Source organism: Bradyrhizobium sp. S3.12.5 (genome assembly GCF_040548225.1).
Lineage (GTDB): Bacteria > Pseudomonadota > Alphaproteobacteria > Rhizobiales > Xanthobacteraceae > Bradyrhizobium > Bradyrhizobium cytisi.
Genome location: NZ_JBEPRF010000007.1, coordinates 16,746 through 34,893, shown reverse-complemented (window position 1 = coordinate 34,893; position 18,148 = coordinate 16,746). Strand labels below are relative to the sequence as shown.

19 protein-coding genes are annotated in these 18,148 nt (G+C 63.9%); 10 read left to right on the top strand and 9 right to left on the bottom strand.

All coding sequences use genetic code 11. The features are described from left to right. Positions 1-164: 164 nt before the first annotated feature. Positions 165-632: a winged helix-turn-helix transcriptional regulator gene (locus ABIC09_RS11650; protein WP_354109339.1), complete on the top strand. Its 468-nt coding sequence runs from the start codon at positions 165-167 to the stop codon at positions 630-632. Here ABIC09_RS11650 and ABIC09_RS11645 read toward each other — a convergent pair. The 4 genes from ABIC09_RS11645 to ABIC09_RS11630 form a co-directional block, all read right to left on the bottom strand. Then, positions 629-2,248: a DHA2 family efflux MFS transporter permease subunit gene (locus ABIC09_RS11645; RefSeq protein WP_354086223.1), complete on the bottom strand. Its 1,620-nt coding sequence runs from the start codon at positions 2,246-2,248 to the stop codon at positions 629-631. The two genes, ABIC09_RS11650 and ABIC09_RS11645, sit on opposite strands and share 4 nt — an antisense overlap. Beyond that, positions 2,245-3,402, bottom strand: coding sequence for an HlyD family secretion protein (locus ABIC09_RS11640; RefSeq protein WP_354109338.1), 1,158 nt, complete (start codon positions 3,400-3,402; stop codon positions 2,245-2,247). The genes ABIC09_RS11645 and ABIC09_RS11640 overlap by 4 nt, the downstream gene beginning before the upstream one ends. Positions 3,403-3,601: 199 nt before the next feature. Continuing rightward, positions 3,602-3,760, bottom strand: coding sequence for a hypothetical protein (locus tag ABIC09_RS11635; protein WP_187435241.1), 159 nt, complete (start codon positions 3,758-3,760; stop codon positions 3,602-3,604). A gap of 30 nt (positions 3,761-3,790) precedes the next feature. Then, the gene (locus ABIC09_RS11630) at positions 3,791-4,165 is read right to left on the bottom strand and encodes a PRC-barrel domain-containing protein (RefSeq protein WP_354109337.1); all 375 of its coding nucleotides are present in this window, start codon (positions 4,163-4,165) and stop codon (positions 3,791-3,793) included. Positions 4,166-4,304: 139 nt separating this feature from the next. Here ABIC09_RS11630 and ABIC09_RS11625 point away from each other — a divergent pair, with 139 nt between their 5' ends. The 7 genes from ABIC09_RS11625 to ABIC09_RS11595 all read left to right on the top strand — a co-directional run bounded on the left by ABIC09_RS11625 (position 4,305) and on the right by ABIC09_RS11595 (position 9,354). Beyond that, positions 4,305-6,092 (top strand): thiamine pyrophosphate-requiring protein, encoded by a 1,788-nt coding sequence (locus ABIC09_RS11625; protein ID WP_354109336.1) that lies wholly within the window; start codon positions 4,305-4,307, stop codon positions 6,090-6,092. Between the two features lie 8 nt (positions 6,093-6,100). Beyond that, on the top strand, positions 6,101-6,328 hold the full coding sequence (locus tag ABIC09_RS11620) for a hypothetical protein (RefSeq protein WP_128953211.1): 228 nt from the start codon (positions 6,101-6,103) through the stop codon (positions 6,326-6,328). Positions 6,329-6,409: 81 nt separating this feature from the next. Further along, on the top strand, positions 6,410-6,961 hold the full coding sequence (locus ABIC09_RS11615; RefSeq protein ID WP_354109335.1) for a DUF4142 domain-containing protein: 552 nt from the start codon (positions 6,410-6,412) through the stop codon (positions 6,959-6,961). A 47-nt stretch (positions 6,962-7,008) separates the two neighbouring features. Beyond that, the gene (locus ABIC09_RS11610) at positions 7,009-7,899 is read left to right on the top strand and encodes an SDR family oxidoreductase (RefSeq protein ID WP_354035127.1); all 891 of its coding nucleotides are present in this window, start codon (positions 7,009-7,011) and stop codon (positions 7,897-7,899) included. A 77-nt stretch (positions 7,900-7,976) separates the two neighbouring features. Then, positions 7,977-8,561, top strand: a complete 585-nt coding sequence (locus ABIC09_RS11605) for a phosphatase PAP2 family protein (RefSeq protein ID WP_148754577.1) — start codon at positions 7,977-7,979, stop codon at positions 8,559-8,561. Then, entirely contained in the window at positions 8,558-8,905 is a 348-nt protein-coding gene (locus tag ABIC09_RS11600) for a DUF3147 family protein (RefSeq protein ID WP_354109334.1), read from the top strand. The genes ABIC09_RS11605 and ABIC09_RS11600 overlap by 4 nt, the downstream gene beginning before the upstream one ends. Continuing rightward, positions 8,905-9,354, top strand: coding sequence for a DUF3147 family protein (locus ABIC09_RS11595; protein WP_354086218.1), 450 nt, complete (start codon positions 8,905-8,907; stop codon positions 9,352-9,354). Before ABIC09_RS11600 ends, ABIC09_RS11595 begins: the two co-directional genes overlap by 1 nt. 63 nt (positions 9,355-9,417) lie before the next feature. Here ABIC09_RS11595 and ABIC09_RS11590 read toward each other — a convergent pair whose 3' ends face one another. The 4 genes from ABIC09_RS11590 to ABIC09_RS11575 all read right to left on the bottom strand — a co-directional run bounded on the left by ABIC09_RS11590 (position 9,418) and on the right by ABIC09_RS11575 (position 10,661). Continuing rightward, the gene (locus ABIC09_RS11590; RefSeq protein ID WP_187435242.1) at positions 9,418-9,567 is read right to left on the bottom strand and encodes a hypothetical protein; all 150 of its coding nucleotides are present in this window, start codon (positions 9,565-9,567) and stop codon (positions 9,418-9,420) included. 343 nt (positions 9,568-9,910) lie between these two features. Beyond that, the gene (locus ABIC09_RS11585; RefSeq protein ID WP_148754580.1) at positions 9,911-10,117 is read right to left on the bottom strand and encodes a hypothetical protein; all 207 of its coding nucleotides are present in this window, start codon (positions 10,115-10,117) and stop codon (positions 9,911-9,913) included. 84 nt (positions 10,118-10,201) lie between these two features. After that, the gene (locus ABIC09_RS11580; protein ID WP_283812778.1) at positions 10,202-10,333 is read right to left on the bottom strand and encodes a hypothetical protein; all 132 of its coding nucleotides are present in this window, start codon (positions 10,331-10,333) and stop codon (positions 10,202-10,204) included. A 133-nt stretch (positions 10,334-10,466) separates the two neighbouring features. Then, on the bottom strand, positions 10,467-10,661 hold the full coding sequence (locus ABIC09_RS11575) for a hypothetical protein (protein ID WP_148754581.1): 195 nt from the start codon (positions 10,659-10,661) through the stop codon (positions 10,467-10,469). 96 nt (positions 10,662-10,757) lie between these two features. On the opposite strand from ABIC09_RS11575, the gene ABIC09_RS11570 reads away from it, so the two are divergent. Then, positions 10,758-11,264, top strand: coding sequence for a DUF4142 domain-containing protein (locus tag ABIC09_RS11570; RefSeq protein WP_148754582.1), 507 nt, complete (start codon positions 10,758-10,760; stop codon positions 11,262-11,264). Positions 11,265-11,271: 7 nt separating this feature from the next. On the opposite strand, the gene ABIC09_RS11565 is transcribed toward ABIC09_RS11570, so the two are convergent. Beyond that, positions 11,272-11,568, bottom strand: coding sequence for a hypothetical protein (locus ABIC09_RS11565; protein ID WP_354035133.1), 297 nt, complete (start codon positions 11,566-11,568; stop codon positions 11,272-11,274). 281 nt (positions 11,569-11,849) lie between these two features. On the opposite strand from ABIC09_RS11565, the gene ABIC09_RS11560 reads away from it, so the two are divergent. Further along, on the top strand, positions 11,850-18,146 hold the full coding sequence (locus tag ABIC09_RS11560) for a HAMP domain-containing protein (RefSeq protein WP_354035134.1): 6,297 nt from the start codon (positions 11,850-11,852) through the stop codon (positions 18,144-18,146). The last annotated feature ends 2 nt before the right edge of the window (positions 18,147-18,148 follow it).

Here is an 18,148-nt window from a genome sequence, read left to right as displayed (position 1 = left end):
GGTCGCCTCCTCCGGTGACAGCATGTGATTGGGCCGGGAGGCTATAGTTCTAAAATAGAACTGTCAAACTTTGACGTCGGATGCTAAGTTTCTCTAGAAATACCCCTGATCATTCAAGTCAGTTCTTTTTTTAGACTTATGGCGCCAAGGCCGGAGACGGGATCATGAAGTGGGATACGCTGGACGAGGAGCCCTGCTCGCTCTCCCGCACCGTCGCCGTGGTCGGCGACCGCTGGACGCTCTTGATCCTGCGCGAATGCTTCTTGCGCGTACGCCGCTTCGAGGCATTCCAGTCGTCGCTCCAGATCACGCGGCATCTTCTGTCGGAGCGACTGAAGAAGCTGGTCCGCTTCGGCATCCTGCGCCGCGTCCCCTATTCCGAGTCTCCCAAGCGCTACGAATACATCCTCACGCAGAAGGGGCTCGATCTCTATCCGATCATCATGGCGATGGTGCATTGGGGCGACACCCACATGGGTGACGAGCGCGGCCGCCCGCTGCTGCACGAGCACAAGACTTGCGGCAAGCTGTTCGATCCCGTGATGGTGTGCTCGGAATGCGGCGAGGCGCTGCATGCGAAGCAGGTGCACGTTCATGCGGGGCCGGGGCGGCGAGGAGCTGACGCTGCCTAGTGCCCTCGCGCCGGCGAGCGCAAATCGACCGGTCGGATGACCGCGGCAATCGGGATCAACAACGCCGCAATAATGGCAAGCGTCCAGAACACGTCGATATAAGCAAGAAGATCGATCTGCTGCTGGAGGGTCTGGCCGATCCAGGCGATCGCTTGCGAGGCAGCGTCCGTTGCGTTCGAGCCTTGGGCCTGGAAGAAGCGCGTCATTGCGTCGATGGTTTGCTGATAGCCGAGATCGGACGGCGCGGCGTGCTCGATCAGGCGACTCTGATGGAATTGCTGGCGTTGCGCCAAGAGCGTTTGCGCCAGCGCCACGCCCATCGAGCCACCGATGTTGCGGGCGACATTGATCAGGGCGGAGGCCTGGTTGGTCTTCTCGGGTGGCAAGCCGTCATAGGATGCCGTCGTCACCGGAAGGAATAGGAAGGGAAGAGCGACCGCGAGATAGATTCGCGCCAGCGCGGCGTAGCCGTAGCTGATGTCTCCGGTAAGCCCGGTAAGATGCCACATCGAAAGCGCGGCCGTCGCAGCGCCGAACATGATCAGATATTTCGGCTGCACCATCGTGACCAGTCGTCCCGCCACCGGCATCAACATCATCGTCACGACGCCGCTCGGCGACAGCACCAGTCCCGCGAGCATGGCGGTGTAGCCAAGCTCCGTCTGCAAGAGCTGCGGCAATAGCTGCGTCGTTGAGATCAGCACCGCAAATGTGCCAAGCATGACCAGGAAACAGGACCCGAACTGGCGCCTGCCGAGCAGGCGGATGTCGACGATCGGATCATCCCGCATCAACTCCCACGGGATCAATGCGAGCAGGCTGAAGGCGGCAAGCAGTGCAAAGGACAGGATCATGTTCGATCCGAACCAATCATTGCGCTGGCCTTCGTCAAGCACGAATTCGAGTGCACCGAGCCCGATCGCGACCAGCAGGAAGCCGATGTAGTCGACGCGCAGGCCTTTGCTCAGCAGCTCCGCCCTCTCCTCTTCCGCGCCCGACGGCTCCTTGACCAGCGTGCCGACCAGGAACAGCGAGATCAGACCCATCGGCACGTTGATCAGGAACACCCAGTGCCAGGAGTAGGTATCAGTAATCCAACCGCCGAGCGTCGGGCCAATCACTGGGGCGACCACGACTGCGACGCCATAGATCGCAAACGCCTGGCCGCGTTTTTGCGGCGGAAAAGAATCAGCGAGGATCGCCTGCTCGCTGGTCGCCATGCCACCACCGCCCAGCCCCTGCAGAATCCGGAACAACACAAGCGCCTGCAAGCTCCAGGCGAGGCCGCACAACAGCGAGGCCACCGAAAAGGTCGCCACGCAGATCATGTAGAAGCGCTTGCGGCCCATCACGGTCGACAGCCAGCCTGAGATCGACAGCACGATGGCATTGGCGACCAGATAGCTGGTGATGACGTAGGTGCTCTCGTCGATGCCGACCGCGAGCCCGCCTGCGATGTGGCGCAGCGCGACATTGGCGATGGTGGTGTCGAGCACCTCCATGAAAGTCGCGATCGAGACCACGAAAGCGATGAGATATGGATTATGGCCGCCGGCCGCCGAGCGTTCCGGCGACCAGCCGCCGGCAGATGCGCCGTCTTGCGTGGCGTCCGTCATCGCACCCTGGTCCAGGGCACGACCGACATGCCGGGACCAACAGGCAGATCGGCCGGCCAATTGTCGACCACGATTTTCACCGGCACGCGCTGCACCACCTTGACGTAGTTGCCGGTGGCGTTCTCCGCCGGCAGCAGGCTGAAGGCGGTGCCGGAGCCCGGCTGCACGGAATCGACATGGCCGGTCAGCTTCCGCCCGGGATAGGCATCGATGCGGATCTCCACCGGCTGGCCAGGCCGCATGTCGGCGAGCTGGGTCTCCTTGTAGTTGGCGACGATCCAGACATCATCGGGCACGAACATCATCAGGCTCTGGCCTGCGGTCACGAACGTACCCTTGGCGCCGGAGAGCTTGACGACGCGGCCGGACTGCGCGGCGACGACACTGGTATATTGCAGGTTTAGCTTCGCTTGATCGAGCTGAGCCTGGAACTGCTCGAGCTGCGCCTTGGCACCTTCGAGCTGGGCTTGCAGCGTCTTGATCCCGAGTTGCGCGGCTATCACCGCAGTCTTGGCGCGCTCGGTGTTGGCTTGCTGGGCCTGAAGATCGGAGCGGGTCTGCTGCTGGCGCTGTACGGTGCCGGCGCCCTTCTCGACCAGATTCTGGGCGCGCGCAAATTCCTCCTGCGAGAACTGAAGCTGGGCCTGCGCCTGCTCGAGCTGGGCCTGGGCCTGCTTGATCTGCTCCTGCTGGGAATCGATCTGCGCCTCGACATTGGCGATGTTGGCCTTGGAGACCTCGACCTGCGCCGCTGCCTGATCGACGGCGATGCGATAGTCGCGCTCGTCGATCTTGGCGAGGAGATCGCCGGCGTTGACATGCTGGTTGTCCGTGACCGGGATATCAGTCACGTAGCCGCCGACCTTCGAGGCCACGGAAAAGCTGCGCGCGGCGACAAAGGCGTCGTCGGTGGATTCGTAGTGGCGGACCTCGAGCCAATAGAGCAGACCGCCGGCCAGCGCTGCGATCAGCACGACGGCGCCAACGGTCGCGAGCAGCCAGTGCTCGCGGAGCCGCTCGCGCAGCGACGGGGTCTTGGCCGGCTTCCCGGACTGATCCCTGGTCTGGCGCTCGGGGTCCGGCGAATTCTTTGGAGCTTCCACCTTCTGCGGTTGCTCCGCGGACGGCCCGCGCTTCCGGGTTTGAGCATCCACTGCGAACACCTCGATCGAAACTATGCAGCGAACGGCTTTGCCATGCGTGCACACCGGGAGCCTAACCGTAGCCTTAAGGCATGGTTCCGGGTTGCGGGAGCACCGCTCTCATTCGTGAATGCATTGCGCAAAAAAGAAGCGCGGCACCATCTGTACCGCGCCCACAAATTTGCCTGCGCATTTGTTCAATGCGTCTTGTTCAGTGCGTCTTGGTCTCGTGCCATTTCTCCAGGTCCGGCCTTTTCTCGCCGGACCTCTGCTCCTTCTCCGGATTACCCTTCCAGGGCTTGTCCGTCTGGGCGTGCGATCCCCAGTCATTCTGCTGCCGGGGATCGTCGGTGGGCTTTTCCTGGCTCATCTGATCTCCCTCTGTCTCTCCGCCAACCGGTTAGGCGAAGGGAACACCGTAATAGGCGTTGATGCTGCGCGTCGCGGCGTCATCGCTCCAGTTCCAATCGCTGCGCGCGCCATACTTCGGCGCCCCTTCAAGGGCCTTCGCGGTGATTCCGGTGACATAGCCGCCGAGCTCGGTGTCGTATTTCAGCGACTGCCAGGGCAAGGGATAGTGATCGTTGCCGAGGCCCAGAAATCCACCAAAGCCGAGCACAGCGTAGGACACCTTGCCGCTGACCTTGTCGATCATCACGCGTTCGATCGAACCGATCCGGTTGCGATCCGCGCCGTAAACCGACGTTCCCTCGACCTTGTCGCTGCCGATCAGACGGCCCATCTCGGCGCGATCCAGTTCGCCTTGATTCAACATTTGGATCCTCCACTCAGCCAATGTGTGAATCAACTTGCGTGAAGGGGTGATCGTTCCAGAAGGCGCCTGCGGCCAACAGGAACATCGCCGGGAACGCGCTGTTCTTGATGTCAGATCAGGAAACCGGGAGCCGTCCACGATGTCCCAGACCATCTCCGACTTCATCGTCCAGCGTCTGCATCAGTGGGGCGTCCGCCATATCTTCGGTTACCCCGGCGACGGCATCAACGGCGTGTTCGGCGCCATGAACCGGGCCGAGGCCAAGATCGATTTCGTGCAGGCCAGGCACGAGGAGATGGCGGCGTTCATGGCCAGCGCCTATGCGAAATTTTCCGGCGAGCTTGGCGTCTGCATCGCGACATCGGGACCTGGTGCCTCACATCTGATCACGGGGCTCTACGATGCACTGCTGGATCACCAGCCGGTGCTGGCGATCGTCGGCCAGCAGGCGCGAAACGCGCTCGGCGGAAGCTATCAGCAGGAACTCGACCTCGTCTCGATGTTCAAGGACGTCGCCGGCGCGTATGTCGCGCAAGCGTCCTCACCCGCCCAGGTGCGGCACCTGATCGATCGCGCGGTGCGCATCGCGCTCGCACGCCGGGCTCCGACTGCAATCATCCTCCCCAACGATCTCCAGGAAGAGCCCTACGAAGGACCGCCCCGTGCCCACGGCACCCTGCATTCCGGTGTCGGCTACAGTGCCCCATGCGTGATCCCTCGCGAAGCCGAACTCGATCATGCCGCGGAGGTTCTCAACGCCGGCCACAAGGTCGCGATGCTGATCGGTGCCGGCGCGCTGCATGCCACCGACGAAGTGATCGCGGTCGCCGACCGCCTGTCCGCCGGCTGCGCCAAGGCGCTGCTCGGCAAGGCGGCGCTGCCGGACGACCTGCCGTGGGTGACGGGCTCGATCGGCCTGCTCGGCACCGAGCCCAGCTACAACATGATGATGGAATGCGACACGCTGCTGATGGTCGGCTCTGCATTCCCCTACGCAGAATTCCTTCCAAAGGAGGGCGCCGCGCGCGGCGTGCAGATCGACATCGATGCCGGCATGACGTCGATCCGCTTCCCCATGGAAGTCAGCCTCGTCGGCGATGCCGCGGAGACCTTGCGGAGCCTGCTGCCCCGGCTCGCGCCCAAGAGCGACGGCGCCTGGCGGAAGGGCATCGAGAACAACGTCGCCAAATGGTGGAAGACGCTGGACGACCGTGCGCATCAGCCCGCCGCGCCGATCAATCCGCAGCTCGTCGCCTGGAAGCTGTCGTCGCGCCTGCCAGAGCGCGCCATCATCACCAGCGATTCCGGCTCCTGCGCCAACTGGTTTGCGCGCGATCTCAAGATCCGGCGCGGCATGACGGCTTCGCTCTCCGGCGGCCTCGCCTCGATGGGCGCCGCGGTGCCCTACGCGCTCGCCGCGAAATATGCCCATCCGGACCGGCCTGTCATCGCGCTGGTCGGCGATGGCGCGATGCAGATGAACAACATGGCCGAGCTGATCACCGCCGCGAAATACTGGCGATCATGGCGCGATCCGCGCTTCGTCGTTTGCGTCTTCAACAACGAAGACCTCAACCAGGTGACCTGGGAGCAGCGCATCATCAATGGCGACCCCAAATTCGAGGCCTCGCAGCGCATCCCCGACGTGCCCTATTCGCGCTTTGCCGAGATGATCGGCCTCACCGGCATCTTCGTCGACCGCCCGCAACTGCTCGCCTCGGCCTGGGAACAGGCGCTGGCAAGCGAGATGCCCGTCGTGCTGGAGGTGAAGACCGATCCCGAAGTGCCGCCGCTGCCGCCGCACATCACCCTGCAGCAGGCGAAGAATTTCTCGCTCGCCTTGATGAAGGGCGATCCTGACGAGACCGGCGTGATCAAGGGAGCGGCCCGGCAAGTGCTGGAAAAGATCCTGCCCGGAAAGGAATGAGGTGAACCATGAGCGACTTCCGTGACATTCAGCATGGCGTCAACGATCCCGTCGACGGCGTCGACGTGAAGCGCCAGATCAACACCAACCAGACGCCGCATGAGCGGGCCCAGCGCCATGCCGATGTGCGGGCCGAGCCGTCGGCCTCGCCATCCGAGCCGTTCCTGCCGGAACGGCTGCGGCGCAAGCCGACCGACCCGATCAATCCCCGCACCGGCCGCCATCCAACGGATTAGGAACATCGGCCCCGGGGCCGTGTTGGTCGCCGCAAAGATCCGCGCGGCAAAGGCCGCGTGGCCAATCAGAGGGACCGGACCATGAAACGTACCGTCATCGCCTTTGCCTGCGTGCTGCTCGCAGGCCCTGCTCTCGCGCAGTCGCTAGGTGAGAAGACCGGCGTCAACTCGGCGTTGGGCGTCGCACCGACCACCGCCGATTTCGTCAAGGAGGTCGCCGTCAGCGACATGTTCGAGATCGAATCGAGCAAGCTCGCCGAGCAGAAGGGCAACGCGCAGGAGAAGAGCTTCGCGCAGCAGATGGTGACCGACCACACCAAGACCAGCGGCGAGCTGAAGGCCCTCGTCGGCGATGGCAAGGTGCAGGCGACCCTGCCGACTGGACTCGACAGCTCGCACCAGAGCAAGCTGGACAAGCTCAAGAGTGCCTCGGGCAAGGACTTCAGCTCGGACTATGATTCCTATCAGGTCAGCGCCCACGAGGACGCGACCTCGCTGTTCGATCGCTATGCCAAGGGCGGCGACAATGCCGCGCTGAAGGATTGGGCCAACAAGACGCTGCCAGCACTCCGGCATCATCTCGACATGGCCAAGGAGCTTGGCAGGGCGCCGAGCGTCGGACAGTCGAAGTAAGACTTGCGGCTTCGCTGGCATCTTCGAGGGCGAAAGGAAGCACTGATATGGCCGAGCACGACCTGATCGATCCCCTCACCCGCTATCCGAAGCCGCCGTTCAAGAAGCAGTCGCAGCCCTGGCCCGGCCTCGCCGGCAGGATGGAGCCGCGACCTGACCACGGCGAGGCCAGCTACAAGGGCTCCGGGCGGCTCGCCGGACGCAAGGCGCTGATCACCGGCGGCGATTCCGGCATGGGCCGCGCGGCCGCGATCGCGTACGCGCGCGAGGGCGCCGACGTCGCCATCAACTATCTCCCTGCGGAGGAGCCCGACGCGCAGGAGGTGATCGCATTGATCAAGAAGGAAGGCCGCACCGGCCTCGCAATCCCCGGCGACCTCAAGGAGGAAGCCTTCTGCAGGAAGCTGGTCGAGCAGGCCGTGCAGGGCCTCGGCGGGCTCGACATCATCGTCAACAACGCGGCGCGACAGCAAGCGCGCGCCTCCATCCTCGACGTCTCGCCAGAGGATTTTGATGCCACCATGAAGACCAACATCTATGCGCCGTTCTGGATCATCAAGGCGGCGCTGACGCATCTCAAGCCCGGATCCTGCATCGTCGCCACTACATCCGAGCAGGCTTACGATCCCTCGCCGGATCTCTACGATTACGCGCAGACCAAGGCGGCGACCATGAATTACGTGAAGTCATTGGCAAAGCAGCTCGCCTCCAGGGGCATTCGCGTCAACGGCGTTGCGCCGGGGCCGATCTGGACGCCGCTCCAGGTTTCGGGCGGCGCCACCATGGAGAAGCTCGAAAAGTTTGGCGGCATGACGCCACTCGGCCGCCCCGGTCAGCCCGCCGAACTCGCCTCGATCTACGTGCAGCTCGCAGCTGCCGATGCGAGTTATGCAACCGGCCAGGTCTACGGCTCCGCGGGCGGATCGGGACAGCCGTAACGCCTCGGCTCAGGAACAATCGTCGGTGTTCGGCTTTACAAAACTGTCATGGAGAACCTTTCGCCGACCTGGGATCAATGGCGCTCGTAGCAGTCAAACCCACACGGATCGATACCGCGATCGCGAATGAGATCGCAGGTCGCACCAACCCGGAGATCGAGGAGGCTGTCGAAGCGCTGACCTGGGGCGCGGATGAACATGTGCTGCTCGCTCTCGCCGCTGCGGGTTGGCTCTACACCAGGCATCGCTCTGCCGAAGAGCGCAATGCGGCCAACCACATCCTCGCGGTGTCGCTGGTGACGGCGATACTGCCCCACATCCTCAAATCCGCGTTCGATCAGGTCAGGCCGGACCGGCTCACGGTACGAGGCCATCGCCGCGGCATCCCGTTCTCCGGACGGGCGCGCGATGCCTTTCCGTCCGGCCATGCCGTGCATATGGGCGCGCTGGCATCCGCGGCCGGCCTGCTGCCGCCCGCCCGCCGACGTCTCGTGCGCTTCATCGCCGTGGGGCTTTCGCTAACGCGCGTCGCTTTGCTTGCGCATTGGGCCAGCGATGTGGTCGCAGGCTTCACCCTGGGCATCGTCATCGAGCGGATGATGAGGCCATGGACGCTCACGAATCGCAGCACGAAGCCCCCGGATCGGCGGGCCCGATCATGACCGAGTACGTTCTCCGCTTCATCGCCGGCGGCATGATCGTGTCCGCCTTCGCGATCCTCGGCGATATGTTGCGGCCCAAAAGCTTTGGCGGCCTGCTCGGTGCCGCGCCATCGGTGGCACTGGCGACGCTGTGCATCGCTGTCGTCCAACACGGCCCGCAATATGCTGCGGCGGAAAGCTGGACCATGATCTATGGCGCGGCAGCCCTCGCTTGCTACAGCCTCGCCGTCTGCCATCTCCTGATGAGGTTTCGACTAGCGGCGCTACCAGCCACCATCGTCGCTTCCGTCGTATGGCTTGCGGTTGCTTTTGCCCTGCTCGCGGGTTTCGGAGGCGCCGCCTGATGCTGGTCAAACTGTCATCGTCGTCCCTGAAGCAAACGCGCTGGTACGAGTACAGCGTTCGCTTCCTGCTCGGCGGACTGGCGACGGTTTTCGCAGGCGTCGTGAGCACACAGTATGGCGTCGCCGTCGGCGGGCTCTTCCTCGCGCTTCCTGCCATCTTCTGCGCCAGCGCGACGCTGATCGAAAGCCACGAGCGCCGGGCCAAAGAGAAGGCGGGCCTCTCGGGGCGGAGACGCGGGCAGCAGGCTGCAGCTCTCGATGCTGCGGGTGCCGGCCTTGGGAGCCTCGGTCTTGCGGCGTTCGCCGCGACCTTCTACGCCCTGGTTGCGGCTAACGTGACCGGGGCATTCGCAGCCGCCATCCTGGTATGGGCTGCTGTCTCGGTGTCAGCGTGGTGGTTGAGGCGGAAGCTTCGCATCACCACGCAAACCACGCCCGCTGAACGCTAAGGGCGATCAGCGAGAAGCCGCGGCGTCTTCCCGTAGCATCACAAACCCTACTTCCCCGACGGTCTACGCGTCGTCGGTCCTCGGGGGTTGCAGGCCCGGGCTGTTGGCCCAGCGCTCGACTTGCTCAATGACCTTCTGATGGCTCGGCCGCACCGGCTTTGGTGCTTCGGGTTCCTCGGAAAGCTTGCGGGGTAACCTGACCTTGTCCGTCATGGCGCGTCTCCCTTCGTCTTTAAAATGCGCCTGCAGGGAAAACGTTTCAAGACGCAAGCTATTGATTTTATTTGACTATCATTCTCAATTGACGCATTTTCGGACTCCTGCGGAACAGGTCATGCTCTCGCCGGAAGAGCTGTCTGCAGCTGATGATTTCCGATTCAAGCACAACGAAGCCGGAAGGCGACGCCGAGGATTGATTTCCAGCCTCTCACAAGCACGACGACCCCGGCACGGTGGGTGCCAGGGCCGTCCTTGGAGATTACTTCCGGCTCACCGGGGGCATGACAACCGGAAGCAATCAGTCGACTCATCGTGCGGGGATTCGTTCCTCGCTTAATTAGCCGCTCGGCGCAGCGCCAGAATCGTCCGGCGTCATGCCGGAGCCCGGCGTCTTGCTGTTATCGTTGAGCTTGGGATCGCGCGTCGCCTCGCGCGACGGCGAGTCCCTCCGGCCCGTCTTGTGCGCAGTTTGCGCGCGCTGCTTGTCGCGCGGCTGATCCTCCGCGCGCTTGTCCTTGACGATGCCGTGGTCGGAATGTGCCATGATTTCCTCTCGCGTGTTCCGATGCCTCGAAGCGCTTACGCTCCGGTGCGTCGAATGTTCCGAACATGCGAAAGGTGTGCGACGCTAGCTATGCGCCGCATGCACCGCCACGGATGCGTTCTCCTGATGCACCTGCCGGACCGTCGTCGCCGTCGCGAACGCGACCGAAACGCCAAAGGCGAGAATGAGTGAGAAAAGTGCCAGACGCGGAGCCATCGCAAAACCTCCTTCTGGAATCGGAAAAATCAGCGCGATCGACTATTCCCGGATGATGGTTGATTGGTGCCGCTCATTCCGTGAGCGGTCTCACACTGGGACTCACGGATGGGACTCACGGAAACGAGAGCGGTCAGGCACTCTGGCTTTGCAGGATGCTGACCTTAACGGGCGGGACTTCGCCATCGAGCCAGTCCTGCTCTTTTGCCAAGGCCATCCAGGCATCCGCCATGCGCGAATAGCGATTATAAGCGGGTTGCCCTTCCGAGCGCTCGGCCAATTGCAGGCAGTTCTCGGCGTTGTCCCTGAAGATGTCAGACTGTTTCATGGGTAAGACGTGGGCATGGAACCCGCGCCGTGCAACCGCCCTTACATGATCGTAACCTCTGCCGGAACTTCGCACGTTACAAGTCATTGGATCTTCATGCGGATATTTGTCGCGATCGTCCTGGCCTTCATAGGCACCGCAGCTCTTGCCGACAGCACCGGCGAGCAGGTGCGCGGTGATCGCGCGCCTGACGCGACGGACGTCATCAGCGGCCTCTACGCCTTCAGCCGCTTCCAGCAGGGCCTGCTGGAGAGCACCGACCTGAACGGCAATGCGGAGGTGAAGAACCTTGCCGCCTTGCGCGCCGAAGAGGCGGCCAAGCGCGACAAGGCGCTCAAGGAGATTCAGGACGCCATCGGCACCGAGCCGTGCGTGACAAAATCGGCCGGCATCAGTCTCGCCAAGCCCGATGATACGGATGGGCCGGCCTATGTCCGGAGTTTCTATGCCGCGCAGATTCCCGAATACGAATCCACGATCGCCCTGCTCGAGCGCTATCTGAGGACGCCTGATAATCCTGCGCTCGCCGCCTTCGCGCACGAGCACCTGCCGGTGCTGCGCGCACAGTTGAAGGACGCCGAACGCACCATGGCCGACAGGTAGAGCAGCCCTACTTGTCCTCCGGATGATGCTGCTGGCCCATCGGCCGGACGGTGCGGTCGCTGTCGGGCATCTTGTCCCGGCCGGCATCTCCATTGGCATCTTTCCCGCCCGAGGTCGAAGTGCCGCTGCCGCTGGGGTTTGACTTGGGGGCGGCCCCCGTGGTCTGCGAGCCCGCATGCGGGGTGGCGGAGCTTGCGGCGGGATCGCCGGTCACGGCTCCGCGCCCGCTTGGCGCACCGGCCTGCGCCAGCGCCGATCCGGCGGCTAATAATGCGGCGATGAAGACGGCCAATCCGGCTTTCATATGCTCTCTCCCTGGGTCTGCGGGCTAACTTGGGGGCTTGTGCCGGCGTTCCTAACGATGGCGGGCGGCTCCGGAATTTGGAACGCCCACCCTTTGGGTGAGAATTTTGGGTAATCGGATGGAACTCTCAACAGTCTTCGCCGTTGGTTTGGCCGGGCTGAGCACGGCAGGTTCCAATTCCTCGCGTCGCAACCTTGGCGCTTGATTTCGAATTTGGCTAACGCTCTATTTGACAGTTGCGTCACGCCTAAGATTCGGCCGACGCCCGCGGGGGAAATAGCATGAGCGACCTCGATCCCGGAACGGCATCACGCTCCGGTCGTCGCGTCCCAAAACCAAAACCCAACGGTATGTCGGAGCAGGATTCCCGGCCGGAATTGCTGCTTGCGCTCCAGGCCATGCGCAGCGGCGATTTTTCGGTGCGGATGAGCGGCGACTACCTCGGCATCGACGGCAAGATTGCCGACACCTTTAACGAAATCATCGCCGCCAACCAGCGCATGGCGCAGCAGCTCGAGCTGGTCGGCCAGGTGGTGGGACGCGAAGGCAAGACCCGCCAGCGCGTGAAATTCGGCCTCGCCTCCGGCTCCTGGGCCGACATGGAAGGCTCCGTCAACACGCTGATTGACGACCTGCTGTGGCCGACGCGCGAGGTGACCCGCGCGGTCGCAGCCGTGGCGCAGGGCGACCTGCTGCAAACCGTCAAGCTCGACGTCGAGGGCCGCCCGCTGGGCGGCGAATTCCTGCAATCGGCGACCATCGTCAACACGATGATCAAGCAGCTCGGCGTGTTCACCTCGGAAGTGACGCGTGTCGCGCGCGAGGTCGGCACCGAAGGCAAGCTCGGCGGCCAGGCCCAGGTGCCGGAGGTGACCGGCGTCTGGAAGGATCTGACCGAGAGCGTCAACTCGATGGCGAACAACCTGACCAACCAGGTTCGCAACATCGCCGAGGTGACGATCGCGGTGGCCAACGGCGACTTGTCCAAGAAGATCACCGTCGACGTCCGCGGCGAGATCCTTCAGCTCAAGGAAGCCATCAACACGATGGTGGACCAGCTGCGCTCCTTCGCCTCCGAAGTGACGCGCGTCGCCCGCGAGGTCGGCACCGACGGCAAGCTCGGCGGCCAGGCCATCGTGCCCGGCGTCGCCGGCACCTGGAAGGATTTGACCGACTCCGTGAACGCGATGTGCGGCAACCTCACCGCGCAAGTCCGCAACATCGCCAACGTAACCACCGCCGTGGCGCGCGGTGACTTGTCCCGCAAGATCACTGTGGACGTGCGCGGCGAAATTCTGGAGCTGAAGGACACCATCAACACCATGGTGGACCAGCTGAACTCCTTCGCCTCCGAAGTGACGCGCGTCGCGCGCGAGGTCGGCACCGAAGGCAAGCTCGGCGGCCAGGCCCAGGTGCCCGGCGTGGCCGGCACCTGGAAGGACCTCACCGACAATGTCAACTTCATGGCGTCGAACCTGACCGCGCAGGTCCGCAACATCGCCGACGTCGCCACTGCGATCGCAGGCGGCGACCTCTCCAAGAAAATTACGGTGAACGTCTCGGGCGAGATCCTTCAGCTGAAGGAAACGCTCAACACCATGGTCGACCAGCTCAATGCCTTCGCCGGCGAAGTGACGCGCGTCGCGCGCGAGGTCGGTACCGAAGGCCGGCTCGGCGGCCAGGCCAACGTGCTCGGCGTCGCCGGCACCTGGAAGGACCTCACGGAAAGCGTCAACTCGATGGCGTCGAACCTGACCGCGCAGGTTCGCAACATCGCCGAAGTGACGACGGCGGTCGCCGGCGGCGACCTATCGAAGAAGATCACGGTGGACGTCCGCGGCGAAATCCTTGAGCTGAAGGACACCATCAACACCATGGTGGACCAGCTCAACGCCTTCGCCGGCGAAGTCACCCGCGTCGCGCGCGAGGTCGGCACCGAGGGCAAGCTCGGCGGCCAGGCCCAGGTGCGCGGCGTGGCCGGCACCTGGAAGGATTTGACGGACAGCGTCAACTCGATGGCCTCGAACCTGACCGGTCAGGTCCGCAATATCGCCGAGGTCGCGACCGCGGTGGCCAAGGGCGACCTGTCCAAGAAGATCACGGTGAACGTCTCGGGCGAAATCCTTCAGCTGAAGGAAACGCTCAACACCATGGTCGACCAGCTCAACGCCTTCGCCGGCGAAGTCACGCGCGTGGCGCGCGAGGTCGGCACCGAGGGCAAGCTTGGTGGTCAGGCCCAGGTGACGGGCGTCGCCGGCACCTGGAAAGATCTCACCGACAACGTGAACTCGATGGCGGGTAACCTCACGGCCCAGGTCCGCAACATCGCCGAGGTCGCAACCGCCATCGCCGGTGGCGACCTGTCACGCAAGATTACGGTGGACGTCCGCGGCGAGATCCTTCAGCTCAAGGACACGCTGAACACGATGGTCGACCAGCTCAACCGCTTCGCGGGCGAGGTGACGCGCGTCGCGCGCGAGGTCGGCACCGAAGGACGCCTCGGCGGTCAGGCCAACGTGCCCGGCGTCGCCGGCACCTGGAAGGACTTGACGGACTCTGTGAACTCGATGGCGGGCAACCTCACGGCCCAGGTCCGCAACATCGCCGAAGTGACCACCGCAGTGGCGCGCGGCGACTTGTCACGCAAGATCACAGTGGACGTGAAGGGCGAAATCCTCGAGCTCAAAAACACCATCAACACCATGGTGGACCAGCTCAACGGTTTCGCAGGCGAAGTGACGCGCGTGGCGCGCGAGGTCGGCACCGAAGGCAAGCTCGGAGGCCAGGCTGAAGTGCCCGGTGTTGCCGGCACCTGGAAGGACCTCACCGACAACGTCAACTTCATGGCCTCGAACCTGACGGCCCAGGTCCGCAACATCGCCGAGGTCGCGACCGCGATCGCCGGCGGCGATTTGTCGAAGAAGATCACCGTGGACGTGCGCGGCGAAATCCTGCTGCTCAAGGATACCCTGAACACGATGGTCGAGCAGCTCCGCTCCTTCGCGGCGGAAGTGACGCGCGTGGCGCGCGAGGTCGGCACCGAAGGCCGGCTCGGCGGTCAGGCCGTCGTGCCCGGCGTCGGCGGCACCTGGAAGGACCTCACTGACAACGTAAACCTGCTCGCCGCGAACCTCACCACGCAGGTCCGCAACATCGCCGAAGTCACAACGGCCGTGGCGCGCGGCGACCTCTCGCGCAAGATCACCGTGGACGTGAAGGGCGAAATCCTCGAGCTCAAGAACACCATCAACACCATGGTGGACCAGCTCAACGCGTTTGCCGGCGAAGTCACCCGCGTTGCGCGCGAGGTCGGCACCGAAGGCGAGCTCGGCGGTCAGGCCCAGGTGCCCGGTGTGGCCGGCACCTGGAAGGATCTCACCGACACCGTCAACTTCATGGCGGCGAACCTGACAGAGCAGGTCCGCGGCATCGTCAAGGTGGTGACCGCGGTCGCCAACGGCGACCTCAAGCAGAACCTCACCGTGAAATCGAAGGGCGAGGTTGCAGCACTTGCCGACACCATCAACAACATGACGGAGACACTCGCGACGTTCGCCGACCAGGTGACGTCGGTGGCGCGCGAGGTCGGCGTCGAAGGCCGCCTGGGCGGTCAGGCCGACGTGCCCGGTGCTGCTGGCACCTGGAAGGACCTCACGGGCAACGTCAACCTGCTGGCGGCCAACCTCACCTCGCAGGTGCGCGCGATCGCCGAGGTGGCGACCGCCGTGACCAAGGGCGATTTGACGCGGTCGATTCAGGTCGATGCCCGCGGCGAAGTGGCCGAGCTGAAAGACAACATCAACACGATGATCACGAATCTCCGTCTGACGACGGACGTGAACACCGAACAGGACTGGCTTAAGACCAACCTCGCCAAGTTCACCAACATGCTTCAGGGCCAGCGCGATCTCACGACCGTCGGCCGGTTGCTGCTGACCGAGCTGTCGCCGCTGGTCAACGCGCATACCGGCGTGATCTACCAGGTGGAGAACGAGGACAATCCGCAGCTCCTGCTGCTGGCCTCCTATGCCGGCGACGGCGTCTATCCCTATCAGCGCGTGCTTCCGTTCGGCGACGGCCTGATCGGCCAGTGCGCGCTCGACAGGCGCCCGCGCATGGTCTCCGACATTCCCGCCGACGTGGTGCCGATCAACTCGGCGCTGCTCCGCGTCGCGCCGAAGAACCTCGTGGTGCTGCCGGTGCTGTTCGAGGGGCAGGTCAAGGCGGTGATCGAGCTCGCCTCGCTCACCTCGTTCACGACCTCGCAGATGACATTCCTGGAGCAGCTCACCGACTCCATCGGCATCGTGCTCAATTCGATCGAAGCGACGATGCAGACCGAAGGCCTGCTGAAGCAGTCACAACAGCTCGCCGGCGAGCTCCAGACCCAGCAGCGCGAGTTGCAGCAGACCAACGACCAGCTCGAGCAGAAGGCGCAGCAGCTCGCCGAGCGCAACGTCGAGGTCGAGCGCAAGAACCAGGAGATCGAGCAGGCCCGCCGCGCGCTCGAGGAAAAGGCGACCGAGCTCGCGCTGACCTCGAAGTACAAGTCCGAATTCCTGGCCAATATGAGCCACGAGCTGCGCACGCCGCTGAACTCGATCCTGATCCTCGGACAGCAGCTCACCGACAATCCGGACGGCAACCTCTCCGCCAAGCAGGTCGAATTCGCCCGCACCATCCACGGCGCCGGCACCGACCTCCTGAACCTCATCAGCGACATTCTCGATCTCTCCAAGATCGAGTCCGGCACGGTGACGGTTGACGCAGAGGAAATCCTCACCGCCAACCTGCTCGAGACGGTCGGACGGCCGTTCCGGCATGAGGCGGAGAACCGCAATCTGTCGTTCAAGATCGACGTCGATCCGAACCTCGCGCGCAGCATCGTCACTGACTCCAAGCGCCTGCAGCAGGTGCTGAAGAACCTGCTCTCCAACGCCTTCAAGTTCACTGGCGAGGGCGAAGTACGGCTGAAGGTCGCCGGCGCGCTCGGCGGTTGGGGCACGGATCATCCCGTGCTGAACTCCGCGCCGGCCGTGATCGCCTTCGAGGTCTCCGATACCGGTATCGGGATTCCCCTGGAGAAGCAGAAGCTGATCTTCGAGGCGTTCCAGCAGGCGGACGCCGGCACCAGCCGTAAATACGGCGGCACCGGCCTTGGCCTCGCCATCAGCCGCGAGCTCGCGAGCCTGCTCGGCGGCGAAATCCACCTGCGCAGCGCCCCGGGCAAGGGCTCGACCTTCACGCTGTATCTGCCGCTAAAATATTCCGGCCCGACGCTGGCGCCGCGCGCAGCACCAGCGCCGCAACAATACAACCAGCCGCCGGCACTCCAGGCCGCCGCACCGGAACAGCAACGCGTCATCGAGCAACTGCCCGACGACCGCCTCAATCTCGAGCCTGGTGACAGCATCCTTTTGATCGTCGAGGACGATCCGCATTATGCCCGCATCCTGGTCGACCTCGCACGCGACAAGGATTTCAAGGTCCTGGTCGCCGCACGCGGCGCCGAAGCGCTCGAACTCGCAAAGCAGTATCAGCCGCGCGCCGTTTCGCTCGATGTGTTCCTGCCCGACATGCTCGGCTGGACGGTGCTGAGCCAGCTCAAGCATAACCCGCTGACGCGCCACATCCCCGTGCAGATCATCACGCTCGACGAGGACCGCCAGCATGCGCTGGCCCGCGGCGCCTTCTCTTTCGTCAACAAGCCGACGACGACCGAAGGCGTTGCCGCCGCGCTGACGCAGATCAAGGAATACGCGCGACCGCGGCGCAAGCGGCTGCTGATCGTCGAGGACAACGAGGCCGAGCAGTTGTCGATCCGGGAGCTGCTGCATCACGACGACATCGAGATCGTGACCACCGACACTGGCGCCGGTGCCCTGTCGACACTGCGCGGGGCGCCCTGCGATTGCGTCGTGCTCGACCTCAGGCTGCCCGACATGAGCGGCTTCGAGGTGCTGGAGCAGATCCGTCGCGACGACACGCTGTCGAACGTTCCCGTGGTGGTGTTCACTGGCCGCGAGCTCTCCGCGGAAGAGGATGCGGAACTTCACACCATGGCGCGCAGCATCGTGGTCAAGGGCGTGGAATCGCCCGAACGCCTGCTCGACGAAACCGCCCTGTTCCTGCATCGCGTGATCACGGAGCTGCCGGTCGAGAAGCAGCGCATGCTGGAGAAGCTCAACAGTTCCGATGAGGATTTGATCGGCAAGACCGCGCTGCTCGTCGACGACGATGCGCGCAACATCTTCGCGCTGTCGAGCGTACTGGAACGACGCGGCATGAAGGTGCTGACAGCGACCACCGGCCGCGAAGCGGTGACGCTGGTCGAATCAAACCCGGAAATCGCCATCGTGCTGATGGACATCATGATGCCGCAGATGGATGGCTATCAGACCATCGGCGTGATCCGCGAGAATCCGGCCTTCCTGCGCCTGCCGATCATCGCGCTGACGGCGAAGGCGATGAAGGGCGATCGCGAAAAATGCCTGGAAGCCGGCGCGTCCGACTACCTCGCCAAACCCGTCAACACTGATCAATTGCTGCTTGCGATCCGCATGTGGCTGCATCGCTGAGT

Coding starts and splice junctions, on each gene's coding strand:
- ABIC09_RS11650 (WP_354109339.1), top strand. CDS start 165: ATGAAGTGGGATACGCTGGACGAGGAGCCCTGCTCGCTCTCCCGCACC.
- ABIC09_RS11645 (WP_354086223.1), bottom strand. CDS start 2,248: ATGACGGACGCCACGCAAGACGGCGCATCTGCCGGCGGCTGGTCGCCG.
- ABIC09_RS11635 (WP_187435241.1), bottom strand. CDS start 3,760: ATGAGCCAGGAAAAGCCCACCGACGATCCCCGGCAGCAGAATGACTGG.
- ABIC09_RS11630 (WP_354109337.1), bottom strand. CDS start 4,165: ATGTTGAATCAAGGCGAACTGGATCGCGCCGAGATGGGCCGTCTGATC.
- ABIC09_RS11625 (WP_354109336.1), top strand. CDS start 4,305: ATGTCCCAGACCATCTCCGACTTCATCGTCCAGCGTCTGCATCAGTGG.
- ABIC09_RS11620 (WP_128953211.1), top strand. CDS start 6,101: ATGAGCGACTTCCGTGACATTCAGCATGGCGTCAACGATCCCGTCGAC.
- ABIC09_RS11615 (WP_354109335.1), top strand. CDS start 6,410: ATGAAACGTACCGTCATCGCCTTTGCCTGCGTGCTGCTCGCAGGCCCT.
- ABIC09_RS11610 (WP_354035127.1), top strand. CDS start 7,009: ATGGCCGAGCACGACCTGATCGATCCCCTCACCCGCTATCCGAAGCCG.
- ABIC09_RS11605 (WP_148754577.1), top strand. CDS start 7,977: ATGGCGCTCGTAGCAGTCAAACCCACACGGATCGATACCGCGATCGCG.
- ABIC09_RS11600 (WP_354109334.1), top strand. CDS start 8,558: ATGACCGAGTACGTTCTCCGCTTCATCGCCGGCGGCATGATCGTGTCC.
- ABIC09_RS11595 (WP_354086218.1), top strand. CDS start 8,905: ATGCTGGTCAAACTGTCATCGTCGTCCCTGAAGCAAACGCGCTGGTAC.
- ABIC09_RS11590 (WP_187435242.1), bottom strand. CDS start 9,567: ATGACGGACAAGGTCAGGTTACCCCGCAAGCTTTCCGAGGAACCCGAA.
- ABIC09_RS11585 (WP_148754580.1), bottom strand. CDS start 10,117: ATGGCACATTCCGACCACGGCATCGTCAAGGACAAGCGCGCGGAGGAT.
- ABIC09_RS11580 (WP_283812778.1), bottom strand. CDS start 10,333: ATGGCTCCGCGTCTGGCACTTTTCTCACTCATTCTCGCCTTTGGCGTT.
- ABIC09_RS11575 (WP_148754581.1), bottom strand. CDS start 10,661: ATGAAACAGTCTGACATCTTCAGGGACAACGCCGAGAACTGCCTGCAA.
- ABIC09_RS11570 (WP_148754582.1), top strand. CDS start 10,758: ATGCGGATATTTGTCGCGATCGTCCTGGCCTTCATAGGCACCGCAGCT.
- ABIC09_RS11565 (WP_354035133.1), bottom strand. CDS start 11,568: ATGAAAGCCGGATTGGCCGTCTTCATCGCCGCATTATTAGCCGCCGGA.
- ABIC09_RS11560 (WP_354035134.1), top strand. CDS start 11,850: ATGAGCGACCTCGATCCCGGAACGGCATCACGCTCCGGTCGTCGCGTC.